This is a genomic window from Methylobacterium amylolyticum, assembly GCF_030700245.1.
Taxonomy (GTDB): Bacteria; Pseudomonadota; Alphaproteobacteria; order Rhizobiales; family Beijerinckiaceae; genus Methylobacterium.
This window is the reverse complement of the sequence record NZ_JAUYZI010000005.1, coordinates 104,054-123,714: the sequence shown is the minus strand read 5'-3', so window position 1 is coordinate 123,714 and position 19,661 is coordinate 104,054. Positions and strand designations below refer to the sequence as shown.

General features: G+C 74.7%; 14 protein-coding genes. 11 read left to right on the top strand and 3 right to left on the bottom strand.

The genetic code is table 11. The features are described 5' to 3' along the window. The first annotated feature begins 145 nt into the window (after positions 1–145). Both Q8W71_RS05745 and Q8W71_RS05740 read left to right on the top strand, forming a co-directional pair. Positions 146–1,381, top strand: a complete 1,236-nt coding sequence (locus Q8W71_RS05745) for an MSMEG_0565 family glycosyltransferase (protein ID WP_305524369.1) — start codon at positions 146–148, stop codon at positions 1,379–1,381. A 125-nt stretch (positions 1,382–1,506) separates the two neighbouring features. Next, positions 1,507–1,815: a hypothetical protein gene (locus tag Q8W71_RS05740; protein WP_305524368.1), complete on the top strand. Its 309-nt coding sequence runs from the start codon at positions 1,507–1,509 to the stop codon at positions 1,813–1,815. On the opposite strand, the gene selB is transcribed toward Q8W71_RS05740, so the two are convergent. Further along, on the bottom strand, positions 1,809–3,755 hold the full coding sequence (selB, locus tag Q8W71_RS05735) for a selenocysteine-specific translation elongation factor (RefSeq protein WP_305524367.1): 1,947 nt from the start codon (positions 3,753–3,755) through the stop codon (positions 1,809–1,811). The two genes, Q8W71_RS05740 and selB, sit on opposite strands and share 7 nt — an antisense overlap. Positions 3,756–4,578: 823 nt before the next feature. On the opposite strand from selB, the gene Q8W71_RS05730 reads away from it, so the two are divergent. The 8 genes from Q8W71_RS05730 (at position 4,579) to Q8W71_RS05695 (ending at position 11,957) form a co-directional block, all read left to right on the top strand. Then, positions 4,579–5,040: a tellurite resistance TerB family protein gene (locus Q8W71_RS05730; RefSeq protein WP_305524366.1), complete on the top strand. Its 462-nt coding sequence runs from the start codon at positions 4,579–4,581 to the stop codon at positions 5,038–5,040. 137 nt (positions 5,041–5,177) lie between these two features. Beyond that, positions 5,178–6,455: a Zn-dependent hydrolase gene (locus Q8W71_RS05725; protein WP_305524365.1), complete on the top strand. Its 1,278-nt coding sequence runs from the start codon at positions 5,178–5,180 to the stop codon at positions 6,453–6,455. Positions 6,456–6,573: 118 nt separating this feature from the next. Further along, a complete protein-coding gene (locus Q8W71_RS05720; RefSeq protein ID WP_305524364.1) occupies positions 6,574–7,857 on the top strand; it encodes a beta-ketoacyl-ACP synthase in 1,284 nt (427 codons plus the stop codon). 53 nt (positions 7,858–7,910) lie between these two features. Further along, entirely contained in the window at positions 7,911–8,675 is a 765-nt protein-coding gene (locus tag Q8W71_RS05715; protein ID WP_305524363.1) for an SDR family oxidoreductase, read from the top strand. 19 nt (positions 8,676–8,694) lie between these two features. After that, a complete protein-coding gene (locus Q8W71_RS05710) occupies positions 8,695–8,973 on the top strand; it encodes an SH3 domain-containing protein (RefSeq protein WP_305524362.1) in 279 nt (92 codons plus the stop codon). Between the two features lie 11 nt (positions 8,974–8,984). Next, complete coding sequence (locus Q8W71_RS05705) at positions 8,985–10,007, top strand: zinc-binding dehydrogenase (protein WP_305524361.1); 1,023 nt, start codon at positions 8,985–8,987, stop codon at positions 10,005–10,007. Between the two features lie 77 nt (positions 10,008–10,084). Further along, on the top strand, positions 10,085–11,080 hold the full coding sequence (locus Q8W71_RS05700) for a lipid A biosynthesis lauroyl acyltransferase (protein WP_305524360.1): 996 nt from the start codon (positions 10,085–10,087) through the stop codon (positions 11,078–11,080). Between the two features lie 133 nt (positions 11,081–11,213). Continuing rightward, complete coding sequence (locus tag Q8W71_RS05695; protein WP_305524359.1) at positions 11,214–11,957, top strand: DUF1223 domain-containing protein; 744 nt, start codon at positions 11,214–11,216, stop codon at positions 11,955–11,957. A gap of 46 nt (positions 11,958–12,003) precedes the next feature. On the opposite strand, the gene Q8W71_RS05690 is transcribed toward Q8W71_RS05695, so the two are convergent. Together Q8W71_RS05690 and Q8W71_RS05685 are read right to left on the bottom strand one after the other, a co-directional pair. Then, positions 12,004–12,714 (bottom strand): FecR family protein, encoded by a 711-nt coding sequence (locus tag Q8W71_RS05690; protein WP_305524358.1) that lies wholly within the window; start codon positions 12,712–12,714, stop codon positions 12,004–12,006. A gap of 139 nt (positions 12,715–12,853) precedes the next feature. Then, positions 12,854–14,785, bottom strand: a complete 1,932-nt coding sequence (locus tag Q8W71_RS05685) for a glycosyltransferase family 2 protein (protein WP_305524357.1) — start codon at positions 14,783–14,785, stop codon at positions 12,854–12,856. 1,204 nt (positions 14,786–15,989) lie between these two features. Here Q8W71_RS05685 and Q8W71_RS05680 point away from each other — a divergent pair. Further along, entirely contained in the window at positions 15,990–19,655 is a 3,666-nt protein-coding gene (locus Q8W71_RS05680; protein WP_305524356.1) for a beta strand repeat-containing protein, read from the top strand. Positions 19,656–19,661: the final 6 nt, after the last annotated feature.

Sequence of the window (19,661 nt, the reverse complement as noted above, 5' to 3'; positions counted from 1 at the left end):
GGTCGGACGGCACGAACGATGCTTGTGCTCCGGCGCAGATCCCGGGAGGGGCAAAGGGGTCGGCCGTCCGACACGCCGCACCGCGCCGGGAACCCCGGACGAGGCCCGCGGCCGCGGGCCTCGAAGGCGTCCCGGGGGCCCGTGCGTGCGCATCGCCATCCTGACCCCATCCACCGATCCGGGCGGCGGCGTCGCCCACGCCCTCGGCCTCGCCGAGGCCCTGTGCGGGCTCGGGCACGAGGCGGTCGTGCATGCCCCCGATCCGACCGGGCGCGGGTTCTTCCGCGAGGCGCGCTGCCCCGTCCTCTCCGTGGCGGCCAAGACCCCGTCCGCCGAGCCCGGAGAACGGATCCGCGCCGGCATCGCCGCCTGCCTCGCGCATTTCTCGATGCCCGCGGCCTGCGATTTCGACGTGTTCCACGCCCATTGCGAGATCGGCGGCAACGCCCTGGCGACCCTGACCCGGCGGCGGCTGATCCCGGGCTTCGTCCGCACCGTCCACCGGGTCGAGGCGGGGTTCGACCCGCACCTCGCCCCGCTGCGGGACCGGGCGATCCTCGATGCCGGCCGGCTGCTCTGCGCGAGCCGGATCGGGGTCGCCGCGCTGGCGGCCGAGTACGGGGCGTCGGCGGACCCGGTCGGCGGCGGGGTCGACGGCTCCGCCTACGCACCCGAGCCCGGCCCCGGCGACGCCGAGCTGCGCCGCCGCCTGGGTCTCGGCGCGGGCCCGGTCTTCCTCGTCCTCGGCGGCTTCGCGGCCGGTAAGAACGCGCTCACGGCGATCACGGCCTTCGCCGCACTCCGGGCGACGCTGCCCAGCGCGCAGTTGGTGCTGGCCGGCGCGGCCTCCGGGGACCACGCGGGCTACGCGGCGCGTTGCTGCGCCGCCCTGGAACATGAGGGGCTGGAGGTCGGTCCCGGCAAGCCGGTGATTCGCATCGGCGCCGTGGCGCAGGCCGACATGCCCGCCCTCTACCGCCTCGCCGACGCCCTCGTCTGTCCGGCCCTGGCGACGGGCTACGGGCTCTCCGTGCTGGAGTCGATCGCCTGCGGGACCCCCGCCATCGTCTCGGCCCGGCCCCCCTTCACCGAGTACCTGCGGACCAGCGAGGCCCTGTTCGTCGATCCCGAGGACGCGGGCGCGGTCGCTGCGGCGATGCGGGCGAGTCTGGAGCCGGAGCGGCGCCGGCCGCTGGCCGCGGCGGCCCGCCTCGTCGCGGGGCGCCACACCTGGGAGGCCTGCGCCCGCCGCCATCTCCCGGCCTACGGCGCCATCCTGCGCGTTCCCCCGGCCGTCTCGGCGGCCACCAACTCGGCGGCCTGGAACACGACCCGGCGCCCGGCGACCGCGGTGCGCGGCGATCGACCGGATCAGATCTGAGCGGGATGGAGGCGGGGCGTCGGCCCGTTCTGCGACGAAGAGCCACCCGATACGGTGAGCCGTGACCGCGTTCTCCGGGCAGGCCCGGCGCGCGGTTGCGGGGCGGAACGGTGCGGAGCCAAGCCGTGTCGCAATCAGCCTTCCCGGCCATCCTCCTGCTCGCCGCCTCGCTCGGCCCGGCGGCTGCGCAGGGACGGCCCTCCACGACGGCCATGAACTGCGGGCAGGCCGCCCGCCTCGTCGAGGCCCGCGGCGCCGTCGTGCTCGGCACCGGCGGCCAGACCTACGACCGCTTCGTGCGCGACCGGTCGTTCTGCGAGCCCACCGAGATCGCCCGGCGCGCCTTCCGCCCGACCCGCGACGATCCGGCCTGCCTCGTCGGCTACACCTGCTACGAGCCGAGCCGCGACGACTGGCTCGGCTCCGACTACTGAGCGCCGGCCTCCAGCGCGACGATGACGCGGCGGTCGCCGGCCCGGCGGGTGAAGCCGGTGGCGTCGAGGTGTTCCAGCAGCGGGATCGAGAACTTCCGCGAGATCCCGAGCGTCGCCCCGGCTTCCCGCGCCAGGAAGCCGGTCTCCGCGGTGCCGGCGTTCGGGAAGGCCTGCGCGAGGCGCGTCCGCGCGCTCGCCACCGCCTCCTTGTGGAACAGGACCGCCCGCCGCTGCACCCGGTCGACGGCGCGGATCACCGTGCCGGCCCCGACGAGGTAGGTCAGCGCCTCGCGGCGGCGGATGTCCCGGCCGATCGCCTCGGCCTCGTCGGGCGGGTTCAGGCCGGCGCGGCGGAAGACCTGCTCCAGACGCCGCGTCGTCTCGGTCTCGTTGCGGGCGGGGTCGAAATCGGCCCGCCGCCAGAGCAGTCCGGCCTGGGCCGCCTCGCCGGTCGCCCCGAGGTCGCGCAGCACCGCGCCCGTCACCGGCTCCGTCAGCACCAGCGACCGCGCGAGGCGCTCGACCGCGATGCCGTGCTCCATCGGGTGCTCGTGGTGGTGCTGCGACAGGGCCGCGAGCACGCCGGTGCGCAGGGCCGCGAAGGCTGGGGCGCCGACGAAGCGCTCGGCGATCTCCCGCGCCCCCGAGGCGGCGAGCAGGCGCCGCACCCGCTCGGGCGCCGTGCCCGCGAGCCGGGCCAGCTCGGTGAGACCGGCGCCGGCCGCGCCCGCCTGGCCGAGCCGCACCGCCAGCGCCTCGGCGGGGCGCCCGGCGGCGATGGCGGCGAGATCCGCGGTGATCCGGGCATCGCCCCGGCGGCGGCGGCGGCTCGCGGGATCGAGGATGCGGCCGCCCGCGACGGTGGCGGGCGGCGAGTCGAGCCGCAGCACGAACGGTTCGCGCGCCGGCACGGCCGCGTCCGCGGAGAGATGCAGTTGCGCCTGCGCGCTCGCGCCCGGCTCCAGCGCCTCGCGGTCGAGGAGCCGCAGCCGCGCCGGCACCTCGGAGGTGCCGAACAGCAGCCGGCAGGCGGTGCCCCCTGGCAGCGCCGCCTCCGCGCTCGCGGCCGCCGAGATCGCCACGTCGAACCACCGCGCGGGGGCGAGCAGCCCCGGCAGGCACAGCGCCTGTCCACGGGCGACCTCGTCGAGCCCGACGCCGCGCAGGGCCACCGCCGTGCGCCGTCCGGGCTCGGCGGCCTCGACCGAGCGGCCATGGATCTGGAGGCCGCGCACCGTCGCGGTCCGCCCGCCGGGGGCGATCTCCACGGTGTCGCCCACCGCCAGCCGGCCCCGGCGCAGGGTGCCGGTGACCACCGTGCCGAAGCCGGCGCGGGAGAACACCCGGTCGACCGGCAGGTAGGGGAAGCCGTCATCGGCACCCGGCGGCGTCTCGTCCAGCAGCCCGGTCAGCGCCGCGGACAGGGCCGGGATGCCGATGCCCGTGACCGTGGACGTGGCGATCACCGGACCGGCCTCGATCCCGGCGCGGGCGGCCGCGGTGGCGATCTCGGCGGCGCGGGCGGCGAGCGTCTCGGGCCCGGCGAGGTCGGCCTTGGTCAGCGCCAGGACGCCCCTGCGCACGCCGATCAGCCGGGCGATCTCCAGGTGCTCGACCGTCTGGGGCTTGATGCCCTCGTTGGCGTCGACCGCGAGCAGGACCGCCCGCATGCCGGTGGCGCCCGACACCATGGCGCGCACGAACCGCTCGTGACCCGGAAGGTCGACGAGGTCGATCTCGCCCGGGTCGCCCGCCAGCAGCGCGAAGCCCGGGACGATCGAGACGCCGCGCGCCTGCTCCTCCTTCAGCCGGTCGGTCTCCGCACCGGTCAGGGCGCGCACCAGTGCGGTCTTGCCGTGATCGACGTGACCGATGACGCCGACGAGGAGTGTCTTCAACGCTGTCACCGACCCGACGACCTCCGTGACGCCGCCGTCCACGCGAGGGCGCGCTGTTCCTTCGTTCAGGGAACTATCCGATCCCGTCGACTCGGCGTCGAGCCGGCCGCCGCCGGCCGGTCGGGGCAGGGGCGAACGAGGCGGTTAGGTTGTGGACAATTCAATATGCCACGATCCGAAGCGTTGGGAAAGGGCGTTCATGCTGCATTGCAGCACCGAGGGCCCGAATTCGGTCGGACACTGTCGCGCGCCCGGTGCATGGCGGCGTCGTCTTCCCGCCATGGTCGCGGCTCCGGGCGGACGAATCGTCGGTCCGGGGGCCGCCTCGTGCCCGGCGGCGCGGCACCGACGGCGTCGAACTCCGGGCGAATCGCCTCGACGGTCGACAATCCTGGCGCCGGTCGCGCTTGCGGTGATCGGATCCGCGGGCTGAGATCCGGGAATGGCGCACGCCGCCACGCTGTTCCGCCGCCGCACGCGGCTTCGCGGCCGAGAACCTGTGGCGGGCCGAGCGCGACGGCATCGCGGGGCCTTCGCCGTCGCGCGGCGGGCCGGTGCGTGGGAGCAGGAGCCGCTCGCGGCGGTGGTCGGTCATCGCGCGCGGAAAACCGCCGCCGGGCCGGAGGGCGATGCTGGGGCGGCCCGCTCCTCGTCCCGGCGGCGAGACGGTGGGCCCGGCCCGGTTGAGGGGGCTGCTGGGCCAGGTCCCGCCGGCCGCGCGCGTCGCGGCGGGACTCAGGTCGCACGGCCGTGTTGCTCGCACGTGTCCGAACGGGTCCGGGCGCAGATTTTCGCGGCGGACGCGTCCCCGGTTCGGACGCGCTCTGCTATCGACAGGCTCCGCAACCGCTCGCGAAGCACCGGCATGTCCCTCCTGCGCGACCTCTTCGGGCACCTCGGCCGCACCGTCACCGCCTATGCCGGCGACCGGACGCTGATGCTCGCCGCCGTCTCGGCCGCCGCCAACGTCATCGTCGCGGACGGGGAGGTGGCGGGCGACGAGTTCGAGACCGCTCTGGAGGGGCTGCGCGCCGACCCGGTGCTGGTCAAGGGCTACGACGCGCGGATGCTGGAGACCGAGTTGTACGACGGCATCGCCCGGGCCCGGACCCGGCTGGGACGTGCGGAGAACCTCCGCCACGTCGCCGCGCTCGCCGGCCGGCCGGAGCGCCAGCGCGAGAACGTCTTCCTGATCGCCGCCGACGTGGCCGACCACGACGGCATCAGCGGCATCGAGGCGAGCGCGCTCGGGGAGATCGCCGCGGCGCTCGCCGTGGACGGGTCCGCCCTGCTCGCCGCCTCTCCGGTGCGCCGCACGGCGGGCTGAGCCGGATCCGGTCCCTGGCGCGGTGCGGCGGCGGCGTCTCCGGGGACGGAGCGGACGCGATCCCGGTTGCCCGGCGCGGCCGGCGGGGCCATCACAGGCATCTCGCGGTACGGCGCGGGGCCGTGCAAGGAAGTGGCATGAGTCAGACGAGTCCGAGCAGCACCCACAACCTGCGCGCCGACGGGGCGCGCCTGTGGGCGACGATCCACGAGACGGCGGCCTTCGGGGGGACCCCGAACGGCGGCATCAACCGGCTGACCCTCTCGGCCGAGGACGGGCAGGTGCGCGACTGGTTCCGGGACGCCTGCGAGGCGGCGGGGCTCGCCGTCTCCGTCGACGCCCTCGGCACCCAGTACGCCCTGCGCCGCGGCCGCGACATGAGCCGGCCGCCGGTCGCCTTCGGCTCGCACCTCGACACGCAGCCCACGGGGGGCAAGTTCGACGGCGTGCTCGGCGTGCTGGCGGGGCTGGAGGTGATGCGGACCCTGAACGACGCCGGGATCGAGACCGAGGCGCCGCTGATGGTCGTCAACTGGACCAACGAAGAGGGCTCGCGCTTCGCTCCGGCGATGATGGCCTCGGCGGCCTATGCCGGCGACTTCACGGCGGACGAGATCCTGGCCAAGCGCGACGCGGCGGGCGTCACGGTGGCCGAGGCGCTCGACGCCATCGGCTACCGCGGCGACGTCGCCGTGGGCGGCCAGACGATCGGCGCGTTCGTGGAACTGCACATCGAGCAGGGCCCGATCCTGGAGGCCGAGGCCAAGACCATCGGCGTCGTCGAGGGCGGCCAGGGCATCGCGTGGTTCGACGGCGCGATCACCGGCTTCGAGAGCCACGCCGGCACGACGCCGATGCCGCGGCGGCGCGACGCTCTGCTGGCGCTGTCGGAATTCGCGCTGGCCGCCGAGCGGATCGCCCTGGATCACGCCCCGAGCGCGGTGGCCACGGTCGGCGAGGCGGCGATCCTGGCGCCGTCGCGCAACGTGGTGCCGGGCCGGGTCGCCTTCACCCTCGACATCCGCGACCCGCGCTCCGCGACGCTCGACGCGATGGAGGCGGCCCTGCACGCGGCGGCCGCCGAGATCGGGGCGCGGCGCAACCTGACCGTGGAACTCGCCCGGATCTGGCGCAAGGAGCCGGTGCCGTTCGATGCCCGGGTCGTGGCCGCGGTCGAGGCCGCCGCCGAGAACCTCGGCCACCCGCGCCGCCGCATCGTCTCGGGGGCGGGCCACGACGCCTGCAACCTCGCGGCCCGGGTCCCGACGGCGATGATCTTCGTGCCCTGCAAGGACGGGGTGAGCCACAACGAGTCCGAGTCCGCGACGCAGGGCGATTGCGCGGCCGGCGCCGACGTTCTGCTCCAGACCGTCCTGCGGCTCGCCAACGCCCCTGCGGAGGCACCCCCGGCCTGATCTCCGTCCGTGCACCCGCCGGGCGACGGCGGTCGCTCCGGGCCGCGCCATCCGCACGCGCGGCGCCTCGGCCCGGTGCGGGTGTGCGGGCCGGAAAAATCCCGTACAGGACGGGCCCATGACCCCACGCGCGCACCGCGACCCCCGGGGCCGGCCGCTGATCGCGGTGACCGGCCTCGGCATCGTCTCCTCTCTCGGGCGGGGACAGGCCGAGACCTGGGCGGCCCTGGTCGAGGGCCGCTCGGGAATCCGCGCGATCACACGGTTCCCAACCGACGGCCTGCGCACCCGCATCGCCGGCACGGTCGACGACCTCGACACCGAGCCGCTGGTGGCGCCGCTCCTGTCCGAGCGTTTCGCCGCGGCGGCGGCCGAGGAGGCGGTGGAGCAGTCCGGGATCGGCAGGCCCGGGGATTTCCCCGGCGCGCTGTTCATCGCCGTGCCGCCCGTCGAGATGGAGTGGCCGCAGCGGCGGGCGCTCGCCGAGGCGGCGGGCGGGACGGGGCCGGTCGATTATGCCGGGCTCATCCGCGCGGCCGGCTCCCGGCGGTTCGACGACTGGCACGACCTGTTCATCTTCGGCACCGTGGCCGACCGGATCGCCGACCGCTTCGGCACCCGCGGCTCGCCGATCTCGCTCTCCACCGCCTGCTCGTCGGGGGCGACCGCGATCCAACTCGGCGTCGAGGCGATCCGCCGGGGCGAGACGGCGGCGGCGCTCTGCATCGGCACCGACGGCTCGGTGAACCCGGAATCGCTGATCCGCTTCTCGCTGCTCTCAGCGCTCTCCACGCGCAACGACCCGCCGGAGCAGGCCTCAAGACCGTTCTCGAAGGACCGCGACGGCTTCGTCATGGGGGAGGGCGCCGCCGCCCTGGTGCTGGAGGATGCGGGGGCCGCCGCGGCGCGGGGCGCCGCGATCCTCGGCTACGTGCTCGGCTGCGGCGAGAAGGGCGACGGCTTCCACCGCACCCGGTCGAGCCCGGACGGGGCGCCGATCATCGCGGCGATCCGCGCGAGCCTCGACGATGCCGGGCTGGCGCCCGAGCAGATCGACACGGTCAACGCCCACGGCACCTCGACGCCCGAGAACGACCGGATGGAGGCGCTGGGGCTCGCCGCCGTGTTCGGCGAGCGGGCGGCGCACCTGCCGGTGACCTCCAACAAGTCGATGATCGGCCACACCCTGACCGCCGCCGGGGCGATCGAGGCGGCGGCCTCGCTGCTCACCCTCCGACACGGCCGCATCCCGCCGACGATCAACCACCGGGTGCCCGATCCGGCGCTCGGCCTCGACGTGGTGGCGCAGGCCCGCGACCTGCCGGTGCGCACGGTGCTGTCGAACTCCTTCGGCTTCGGCGGCCAGAACACCTGCCTCGTGTTCGGGATCGAGCCGGCATGAGGGCGCGGGCATGAGGGCGCGGGCATGAGAGCGCCGGCGATGAGGGCACGCGCATGAGCGGGGCGGAGGCGCGGCGCGTCCTCGTCACCGGCGGCGCCTCGGGGCTCGGCGCCGCGATCAGCCGCGCGCTGGCGGGCGCCGGGTTCTCCGTCGACCTCACCTACCGCACGTCCGGCGAGGCCGCGGAAGCGCTGCTCGCGGAGCTGCGCGCGGCCCATCCCGGCCGGGCCTTCGCCGCCCACGCCCTCGACCTCGCGGATCGCGCCGCCCTCGACGCGTTCTGCGACGCGGCGGAGGCGGTGGGCTATCACGGCCTCGTCCACAATGCCGGCCAGCCCTGCGACGCGCTCGCCGCGATGCTCGATCAGGACCGGGCCGAGGCGGCGATGCAGGTCAACTTCTTCTCGCTGACCCGGCTCGCCAAGGCGCTGATGCGCGGCATGGTCCGCGCGCGCTCCGGGCGGATCGTCGCGGTCGGCTCGGTCGCGGCCTTGCGCGGCAATGCCGGCAACGGCGCCTACGCCGCGAGCAAGGGCGCCCTGATCGCCTATTGCCGGACGCTGGCGATCGAGACCGCCAAGCGCGGCGTCACCGTCAACGTGATCGCCCCGGGCTTCGTCGACACCGCGATGATGGCCCCCTACGCCGCCCACCGCGCCGGCATGGAGGCCCAGATCCCCGCCGGCCGCTTCGCGCGGCCCGACGAGGTCGCGGCGCTGGCCGCCTTCCTGATGGGGGAGGGGGCGGGCTACATCACGGGCGCGGTCCTGCCCGTCGACGGCGGCCTGACCGCGATGCTGGGCGTCCACCGCACCTGACTTTCTTCTGACTCTGCCGATGCGACTCGCCCGCTCCATCCCGTTCCTGATCGTCTGCTTCGGCGTGGGGCCTGCTTGTGCTGAGCCGGAGACTTACCGGCTCTCCGGCCTCCCGCCGGGCGAGACGCTGAGCATCCGCGTCGAGCCGGACGCGGGCGCCGAGGTGGTCGGCGAGATCCGCGGTCGCGCCCTGGTCTTCGGCTGCACCAACGATACCCCGAGCCGCACCACGTGGTGCCGGGTCAAGGTCGGGCCGATTGTGGGCTGGGCGCGGCGCCGCTACCTCGCGCCGGAGTGAGCAAAAAAGCGATGCGAGCCCTGCAACTCTTCGGCGACCGCGATCTGCGCCTGACCGAGATCGAGCCCGCCCCACCGCCGGCGGCCGGCGAGGTGCGGCTGCGGATCCGCGCGGTCGGCCTCAACTTCATCGACGTCTGGGGCTTCCGCGGCATGGCCTTCGCCAAGCGACGCCTGCCGCTGGTGGTCGGGGCCGAGGCCGTGGGCGAGGTGGACGCGCTCGGCGCGGGCGTATCCGGGCTCGCGATCGGCCAGCGCGTGGTGCCCTACGGCGCGATGACCTGCGGGCATTGCCGCGCTTGCCGCGACGGGCGCGACAACCTGTGCGAGGACGTGTCGGGGGTGATGGGCTTCCACCTCGACGGCTTCGCCCGCGAGCTGGTGACGCTGCCCGCCCGCCTCGCCGTGCCGGTGCCGGAGGGTGTAGCGGACGCCGACGCGGCGTGCGCCGGCATCGCCTTCGGCACGGTGCAGCACATGCTGTTCGACAACGCCCGGCTGGAGCCCGGCGAGAGCGTTCTCGTCCACGCGGGCGGCTCCGGCATCGGCACGGCGGCGATCCGGATGGCCAAGGCGATCGGCTGCACCGTCTTCACCACGGTGGGCGACGACGAGAAGGGCGCCAAGGCCGCCGAACTCGGCGCCGACCACGTGATCAACTACCGGGACGAGCGCTTCGAGGGCGAGGTGCGGCGCCTGACGAAGCGCCGGGGCGTCGACGTGGTGTTCGAGCATGTCGGCGCCGACACGTGGAACGGCTCGCTGCTCTGCCTCAAGCGCGGCGGCCGGCTCGTAACCTGCGGCTCGACCTCGGGCGTCTCGGCGACGATGAACCTGATGCAACTGTTCCAGCAACAGTACCGCATCACCGGCTCGTTCGGCTGCTCGCTCGGCAACATCCGTCAGGCGCTCGACAAGATGGCCGCCGGCATCCGCCCGGTCGTCGACACGGTCTACCCGCTCGCCGAGTTCGCGGCCGGGCTGAAGCGACTGGAATCGCGCAAGGTGTTCGGGAAGATCTTGGTCTCCCTGTGAGTTCGTTCGCGTCGATCCGGAAATGATGCTCTAAGCGCAGCCTTGCGGGCACGGCGTCCGCACTCGGGAACCCGCCTGTGCTGCGTCTCGCCCTGCTCCTGAAGCGCTCCTTCCCGCGGCTCGCCGGCTACGCGATGATCCCGGTGATCCGCGCGGTGTTCGCGCTGGCCCGCCTGCTCGGGCCGGAGCGCGCCGCCGTGCTCGGGGGCGCCCTGCTGCGCGGGATCGGCCCGCTGCTGCCTGCCCACCGCACAGCGCTGGCCAACATCCGCGCCGCTTTCCCCGGGATGCCGGGGGCGGAGGTGCGGGGCATCGCCCGCGCGGCCTGGGACAATCTCGGCCGCACCGGCGCGGAATACGCCCATCTCGACACCCTGTTCGACTACGACCCCGCTGCGGCCGCGCCCGGGCGCACCGAGGTCGCGGGGATCGAGCACTTCTTCGCCCTGCGCGACGACGGCCGGCCGGGGCTGATCTTCTCCGCCCATCTCGCCAACTGGGAGCTGCCGGCGATCTGCGCGGCGCGGTTCGGGCTGGAGGCGACCGCCGTGTTCCGGCCACCCAACAACCCGGCCGCCGCCCGGCTCGTGCAGGAGGTCCGCCGCGCGACCATGGGTGGGCTGGCCGCCTCGCGCCCCGGTGCCGCCTTCGCGATGCAGGGCGTGGTCGAGCGCGGCGGCCATCTCGGGCAGTTGATCGACCAGCACTTCACCCGCGGCGTGCCCGTGGTCTTCTTCGGGCAGCCCTGCCTCGCCAACCCGCTGCTCGCCAAGCTCGCCCGGCACCACGACTGCCCGGTGCACGGGGTCCGCGTCGTCCGGCTGCCGGGGGAGCGCTTCCGCCTGGAGCTGACGCCGGCCCTCGACCTGCCCCGCGGGCCGGACGGGCTGATCGACGTCGCGGGCGCCATGCAGGCGATGACCGCGACCGTCGAGGCCTGGGTGCGCGAGCATCCGGGCCAGTGGCTGTGGATGCACCGCCGCTGGCGCCCGGACATGCTGCCGAAGCCGGGAAAACCCGCTATGCAACCGGAGGTCGAGGGCCTTCAAGCCAACGTGATTTCCCACGCCTGACCCGGCGCGCTCAGATGGAAGCATGACGCAGCGGTCCCGCGCCCGAAGCGTGCCTGATCGTTCGGGAGGCGAGCCGGCAGGCGCCGTCCCGTTCCATCGTCCGCGCCGCCCCGGTTCGGGCCGCGTCCGGGTCGTGACGGCCCTGCGTGCCGGGTCGCTCGCCGCGGGCGTGTTCGCCGGCCTCGCCGCCGTCGCCGCCCCGGCGGAGCCGGTCGGCACCGTGGTGGAGATGTTCACGAGCCAGGGCTGCGGCGCCTGCCGTGCCGCCGATCCGGTGATCCGCGACCTCGCCCGCAAGCCCGGCGTGGTCGTCCTGACCCTGCCGGTGACCTACTGGGACTATCTCGGCTGGAAGGACACGCTGGGCCTGAAGCCGCTCAGCGAGCGGCAGCGGGCCTATGCGCGGGGCCGCGGCGGTCGTCAGGTGTTCACCCCGCAGGCGGTGGTGGACGGGAGCGCCTTCGCGGTCGGTTCGGACCGGGCGGCGCTGGAGCGGCTGATCCGCGAGGCCGACCACCGGGGCGGCCTGCCGGTGGCGGTCCGGGACGAGGTCCGCAACGGCCGCATCGCGGTCGAGGTCGGCGCGGCCCCCGCCGACGGCCGGGACGCGCGGGGCGATGTCTGGCTCGTGCCGGTGCTCACCAGCCGGACGGTGGCGATCGGCGGCGGCGAGAACGGCGGGCGGACCGCCACCTATCTCAACGTGGTGCGCGGCCTGCTGCGGCTCGGACCCTGGACCGGGGAACCCGCCCGGTTCGAGGTGCCCCGCTCCGCCGCCGCGGTCGCCGACGCCGATTCCTGGGTGGTGCTGGTGCAGGGGGCTGCCGAGGGGCGGCCGGGCCGGATCCTCGGTGCGGCCAAGGGGCCGGGCCTGTAGCGGCGCCGGGGGGCGGTCTGTCGCGGCGGGGTCGATTCCTCGCGCCTCACCGGCCGCAGAGCGCGGCGAAGGCGGTCGGTTGCGGCACGGTCCCGTTCTCGGCGAGCCGCGTCGGCGTGCACAGCCCCGGGTTCGCCCCGCAATAGCCGGAGAAGGCGAAGCGCGTCTCGGAGCCGTTGTTCGGCGCGATGGTCGCGCCGGTGGCGGTCACGATCGCCACCTGGCCCGACTGGTCCAGGGTGAGGCAGACCTGGGGCGTGGCGGACCGGGTGCAGACCTGCACCGCGCCGCTCAGCAGGGTGATGACGCTCCGGCTCCCCGTGGTCGACACGTCGAAGGTCGTCCCGCGCACGCCGATCGTCGCGACCGGGGTGTTGATCTGGTAGGCCTTCTTCTCAAGGTCTCCCGTGACGAAACGGTAGGTGCCCTTCAGCAGGTTGAGCGCCACCTTCCCGGCGGGCCGATCCTCCGAATACACGTACTGGTTCAGCGACACCCGGGCATTCGGGCCGATCGAGAGGTTGGTCTGGTCGACGAACACGATCTTCGCCAAGCTGTCGGCGCCGGTCTGGACCGCCTCGTTCCGGAACACCGCCTCGCCGGTGGCGAGCCTGTCCCGCTGGGCGCCGCTCACGCGCGAGACGTCGTTCTGGACCACGGTGGTCGCGCCGATCCGCTGCTGGGCCTGGACCGCGCCGGGAGTCGCCAGTGCGGCGCAGGCCGCGACGATCGCGCAGGCGTGTCTCAGGGGCGTCATCGCGGGAAGATCCAACGGGCGGGCGCGCCATGGTGGGACCAGATGGCCGCGCCGGCAACCGCGCCGCGCACTTTCTGGCCGCACTGTTGTAAATGGACGGCAACCGGCCGGGCGCGGGCCGCGCCCGTCAGTATCCGCCTCAGCCAGTCGCGGACGGATAAAGATCCCGCACGTCGACCCCGATCTGCGCGCGCAGCGTCGCGAGGGCGTCCGGCGAGAGGGCGTCGATCCAGGCCCGGTAGGCGGCATGGTCGGGCAGCGCCCGCGCCTCCGGAGGCGCCGCCTCGCCGAGCGCCTCGTAGACGGCCGCGAAGGCGGCGACGCAGTTCACGCTCGGGCGCCGCGTCCGGCCCGCCGCGAGACCGCTCGCCCGCGCGCGCAGGAAGAACAGGCGGTCGCCCACCGGAGCGATCGCCGGGGGCATCAGCGCCCAGGTCCCGAGCAGGCCGTAGGCCGCCGGCAGGAAGAGGTAGCAACTCACGTCGACGAACGCGTCCGGATCCTCGTCGCGGATCGGCATCTCGCTCAGATCCGGACGCCGGAACCGGCGGGAGGCGGCGGCGAAGCCGCACCGGTCGAACCCGACCGCCAGCGCCGCCACGAGGCAGCGCTCCACGTGGTCGTCGTCGTACCAGCAGGCCGCGTCGAGGAAGCAGATCGCCGTGTAGCCCGCCGAGGCCGCCAGCAGGCCGCCGACCGCCCAGGCCGCACCGCTTTGAACCGCGCCGCCGGGGTCCGTGCCCGCGCGGCCGAGCCCGACGTGCCGGGTCACAGCACCGTCGAGCCACGCCTGCGGGTGGCCGTCGGCCACCAGGATGTGGTCCGCCCGCACGGTCTGGCGCTGCACCGACGCGACGCAGCGCCGGAGGATGTCGGGGGGCTCCGCGCCGTAGGGGGTCACCACGGCGATCCGCGGGGCGCGGTCCTCCAGGGTGCCGACCCACGGCGAGCCGCGCGCCCGCAGGCGGTCGTGGGCGTAGTCGCGGTTGGCCCGCACCCGCGCGCGCGTGTCGGGATCGAGACCCGCCCGCGACAGGAGGATCGCGCACGCCACGAGGCAGTCCATGTCGCGCCCGGCCCAGTAGGCGTTCACCGCGTACTCGTCGAGCAGCCCGGACTCGTAGATCCAGGGCTGGAGGAACAGGCCGGATTCCGGTCGCGGCAGGCCGAGACCCCGCTCGGCCGCGGCGAGCCCGCGGGCGCTCTCGCCGCGCTCGCGGCAGATGCGGGCGGCGGCGTGGTGGGCCTCGGCGCGCTCCGGCACCGCGGCGGCGGCACGGTCCAGCACGGCGAGGACGGCCTCCGTCGGCGCCCCCTGCCGCGCCATCAGGTAGCCGGCGTTGCGCAGGCTCTCGAACACCTCCTGGTCCCAGTGGCCGAGCTCGGCCCGGCGAAGATAGGCGGCGCGCGCCGGCTCGGCCTGCCCGGCATCCCGGTAGCTCTGCCCGAGATAGAAGGTGTAGCGCGCGCGCAGGAACGGGTCGCTCTCGGTCTCCAGCGCCGCCTCGAGCAGGGCGGCGTCCCGGGCGTATTTCTCTGGATCGCGCGAGCGCGCCCCGTCGCCACCGTAGACGATGGCGAGACCCGAAGCCGCGGCGCGCGCGCCCGCCGCGGGCGGCACGACGAGGTACTCGTGTAGCACCGACCGGTAGGCGAAATCCAGCCGGTTGGAGAAGAGCTGCGACCGCCGGTAGACGGTCTCGCCGTGCCGGATCTCCAGGTCGTAGACATCCGCCTTCAGCCCGGCCTTGAAGGCCGCCGCGTTGAAGCCGGGGTCGAAGGCGAGGCTGTCGTCGGCGTCCATCACCAGCGCGTAGTCGATCTCCGGCCGCGCGCGCAGCGCCGCGAGGGCGGAGGTGCGGTTGTGCGCGAAGTCGCGCCAGAGCTCCGCGACGACCGAGCCGGGGATGCCGCGGCGGGCGAGGTAGGCGCGCACGACCTCCGGCGTGCCGTCGCTCGACCCGGTGTCGACGATCACCACCGCGTCGATGAGGGGGCGAACGCTCTCCAGGCAGCGCTCGACGACGTGGGCCTCGTCCTTGACGATCATGCTCAGGCCGATGGTCGGCATCCGCTCGCTTCCTCGCCCCGCACCGGCCGAACCCCAACAACCGCGGATTGCGGACCGGACGGGCGTTCTGCGCCATTCCCGGATCGCGCGGAACCGTGGCCCAGGTCGCCGCACCGCGCCGTGCGCGCCGTCGGCGCCCGGGTGGCGAGGCCGGGGCGGCGCTGCCCGCGCCACGGCCAGGTCCGCCGCGGGGACGCGTCCTGGATGTGGCGGTGTTCCCACACCCGCACCGCTTTCGAAGCCGAAGGCGGGGCAGGTTTCGGACAGGCTTAACCAACTCTGCTTTTATCAGCCGAGCCTTGTCGGGCCCAGCGAGCGGCGGTCGATGCAATCCTCGGCGGACAGATCTCAGGTGCTCTCCGGCCGGATCCACCCGGCGGCTGCCCGCGTGGCCCTGGGTCGCGACGCGGTTCGGGCGCGACCGGCCGCCCGGGACCGCCGCCCATTGCCGGCCTGATCGCGCATGTCTCACGCCAAGCGTCACGCCCTGCTCGCGACCGTCTTCGTCGGCGGGACGGTCTTCGCCGCTCTGCTCTGCAACCAGACCGCGTGGTCTGCGGGCGCGCCCGGCACGCCGGGTAGCGCTGGTGCACCTGGCGGGCAAGGCGGTGAAGGCGGTTCGGGCGGGTTTGGTGAGACTGGCTCTACAGGCACGATTGCCGGTGCGGGCTTCGTCAACTCCGGGAGCATCGTTGGCGGCTTGGCCGGAACCGGTGGAGTCGGTGGCACCGGAGGAACGGGAGGCACCGGATCGGATGGTGGCGACAGCGGCCTTTCGACGGCGGGCGGCACCGGCGGAACAGGTGGCACCGGCGGCACCGGGGGTACCGGCGGCACAGGCTTGGTGATTGGCGGCGGCAATGCCTCCAACACCGGAGCGATCATCGGTGGGGCTGGCGGCCAGGGCGGCCAGGGTGGTCAGGGCGGTCAGGGCGGCGAGGGCTATACGACCCCGATCTTCGGCTTTAGCCCCGGAGGCACCGGAGGCGCTGGCGGCTCCGGTGGTGCGGGTGGCAACGGAGGTGCGGGTGGAACCGGGTTGCAGGTCTTCGGCGCAGGCACCTTCACCAACGCCGGTTCCATCACAGGCGGCCAGGGCGGTACCTTCGGTGCCGCCGGTTCAGGGGGATCAGGCGGCCTAGGTGGCCTAGGTGGCTCAGGCAGTTCGGGCTCGGGACCTGCCGGCGACCCCGGCACGGATGGCGTGACGCTCGGTATCGGCGGCACCGGCGGGACCGGCGTCTTCCTCGCCGGACCGGGCACCTTCACCAACACCGGCACGGGCCGCGTGGCGGGCGGGACCGGCGGCACGGGCGGCGGCGCGGGCGGGATCGGCTTCGCCGCGCTGGCCGGCGGCACGCTGATCAACCTCGGGACCATCACCGGCGGCGCGGGCGGGACCGGCGCGACGGGCATCGCCGGTGTCGGCACCACGTCCGGCGGCGTCGGCGGCCAGGGCGGAACGGGCGGCATCGGCGCGCTCGTCGCGGGCTCCGGCGCCTCCAGCAATGCCGGGACCATCGCGGGCGGCGTCGGCGGCGCGGGCGGGGCCGGCGGGGCGGGCGCGACTGGCGGCTCGGCCGGCACGGGCAACGGTCCGGGCGGTCCGGGCGGTAACGGCGGCGTGGGCGGCGTCGGCCTGCAATTCTCCGGCCCCGGCAGCTTCACCAATTCCGGCGCCATCGTCGGCGGCCAGGGCGGCGCCGCGGGCGCGGCCGGTGCGGCCGGCGCCTCGGGAGCGGCCCCGGCGGCCCCGGGCTTCGGAGGGACCGGCGGCACCGGCGTCGTCCTCGCCGGGCCCGGCACCTTCGTCAACGGCGTCGGGGGCAGCGTCGCGGGCGGTGCCGGCGGCCCGGCCGCGGGCGGCGGCCTCGGCGGCACCGGCGGGGTCGGCTTCTCCGCGCCGTCCGGCGGCACGCTGATCAACTACGGGACGATCACCGGCGGCGCGGGCACCGCGGGCGGTTCCGGCGGCACGGCGGTGACCGGCGCAAACCTCGCGGTCATCAACGCCGGCACGATCGCGGGTGGAACCTCCGCGGGGGGCGGCACCGCCAACGCCATCACCTTCACCGGCGGCGTCAACAGCCTTACGCTGTATTCCACCTCGCAGATCAACGGCACGGTCGTCGCCTTCAGCCCGGCCGACCAGTTGATCCTCGGCGGCCCCACCAACGGCACCTTCGCCGTCTCGGCGATCGGCACCCAGTACCTGAACTTCGGCGTGTTCCAGAAGGTCGACGCGAGCACCTGGACCCTCACCGGCACGACGACCGCCCTCACGCCGTGGCAGGTTCTGGGCGGCACGCTGGCCATCTCCTCGGACGGCAATCTCGGTGCCCCCGCGGGCGGCCTCCTGCTGAACGGCGGGACGCTGCAGGCGACCGCGAGCCTCGCCACCGCCCGGACGATCACGCTCGGCTCCAGCGGCGGCACCATCCTCACCGATCCCGGCGTGACGCTGACGGCGAACGGCCCGGTCGTCGGACCCGGCGGTCTGACGAAGACGGGCCTCGGCACGCTGACGCTCGCGGGCGCGAACACCTATGCCGGGCCGACCCTGGTCCAGGCCGGCACCCTGAGCGTGACCGCCAGCGGCACGCTCGCCTCCTCGGTGACGACCGCGCTCGGCGCCACCTTCCTCAACGCGGGCACGGCGACCGGCAACCTCACCAACCTCGGCACGGCCCGCAACAGCGGCACGCTCGGGGGGACGGTCACCAACAGCGGGGGCTTCACCAACACCGGCACGGTGGGCGGCCTGCTGACCAACCTCGCCGGCACCAGCACCAGCAGCGGCACGCTCAACGGCGGCGCCGTGGTCTCGGGGGGCAGCCTCGCGCTCACCGGCGGCAGCGTCGTCAACGGGCCCGTCACCAACAGCGCGGTCGTCACCGCGCAGGGCCAGATCAACGGACCCGTCACCAACAACGCCGGGGCCAGCTTCACCCTGACCGGCGGCCTCACCGGGATCACGCAGCTCACCAACGACGGCACGCTGACGCTCGCGGGCAATTCCCTCGGCGTCGGCGGACTGGCCGGCGGCGGCCTGATCCAGAACGCCGCCGCAGCGCCCGCGACCTTCACCGTGGGCACGGGCGGGGCGAGCGGCAGCTTCGGCGGCCTCATCCAGGACGGCGCGGGCGGCGGCGCCCTGTCGCTGACCAAGGTCGGCGGCGGCACGCTGACGTTGACCGGCACGCAGACCTACAGCGGCGGAACCCTGATCAAGGGCGGGACCGTGGCGATCGACAACCCGAACGCGGTCGGGCCCGGCACCGTCTCCATGGACGAAGGGACCCGGCTCGCGTTCCTCGGCAGCGGCTACACCTTCCGCAACGCGATCCGCTTCACCGGGGCCACCGACCCGACGCTCGATACCGGCCCCGGCACCATCGCCGTGGCGGGCACGATCTCCGGCCCCGGCACCCTGGAGAAGGCGGGCAGCGGCACCCTCGTGGTGCTGTCCGACAACACCTACACCGGCAACACCCTGGTCTCGGCAGGCATCCTCCAGGTCGAGGGTTCGATCGCCCCCTCGCCGCTCACGGCCGTCGCGGCGGGGGCGGGCCTGACCGGCACCGGGCGGATCGGAGGGCTCGCCGTCCAGGCCGGCGGCTTCGTCGCGCCCGGCAACGCCGCCAACCCCTACGGCACCCTGAGCGCGGAGGGCCCGGTGGCGCTCGGCGCGGGCTCGGCCTTCCTGACCAACGTCTCGCCCACGGCCGCGAGCCGGCTGACGACCACCGCCTCCGCGACGATCGCCGGCGGGACGCTGCTCGTCACCCCCGGCGCGACCGCCTTCACCACGCCGGTGCGGCTGCCGGTGCTGGTGGCGAACGGCGGCCTGACGGGTCAGTTCGCCGCGGTCGCCTACACCGCCCCGGTCCGCGGCCTCCAGCCCTCGGTGGTCTACGACGCCAACAACGCCTACGTGCAATTCGGCGACACGATCCTCAATCCGAACGCGCCCAGCCCGGACTTCCAGTCGGTCATCAACTCGGCGCGCGCGCTGGCGGGGGACCGGTTCGGCGCCTTCGTGACGCAGCGCGTTCTCGGCAGCGTGCTCACCGGCTTCAACCAGCAGATCAGTTGCGGCGACTGCGTCAGCGGCTTCGGGCTGGCCGGCTCGTACAGCGTCGGCGCGCAGGGCCGGCGCGCCATCACCGAGGAACTGATCGCGATCGGCGGCTTCGCCTATTCCGGCTACGACAGCGGGCGGATCCGGGTGGCCGGCGCGCCGATCTTCGCGGGGCTCCTGCGCTACGACCCCGCCGGGTTCGGCGGGGCGCGGCCGTTCATCGACGTGGGCGGCCTCGTGGCGCCCTGGCAGACCATGACCTACGGCCGGACCTACGCGGCCGGCACCATGACCGGCTTCGGCGCCGGCCGCATGTCGAGCACCAGCACCTCGATCTTCGGGCGGGTCGGCTACGTCGCCCGGCTGTCGCCGCAGGACGAGGTCGCCGCCGCCGTCGAGATCGCCCGCGGGTGGCAGACGCTGGCCGGCTACGGCGAGTCGCAACTGGTGCCGAACCCGTACCCGCTGGCGAGCCGCGGCGGCACGGACGTGATCAACATCGCCAAGCTCGGCGCGCAGTACACGCGCCTGTTCGGCACCTCGGTCGAGGCGCAGGTCAATCTCGGCGTCGCCCACGGCTTCGGCCTGAAGAGCGGCCTGAACCCGACGGTGCTGGGCGTTCCGTTCGAGACGCCGGTCGGGGACACGACCTGGGCCGAGTACGGAGCGCGCCTCAGCTACCGGGTGCGGCAGGATCTCGCCCTGGACGCGTTCATCCTCGGCACCCTCGGGCCGCGCCCGGTCGGCGATACCATCCACGGCGGCGCCTCGGTGCGCTACGCGTTCTGAGGCCGG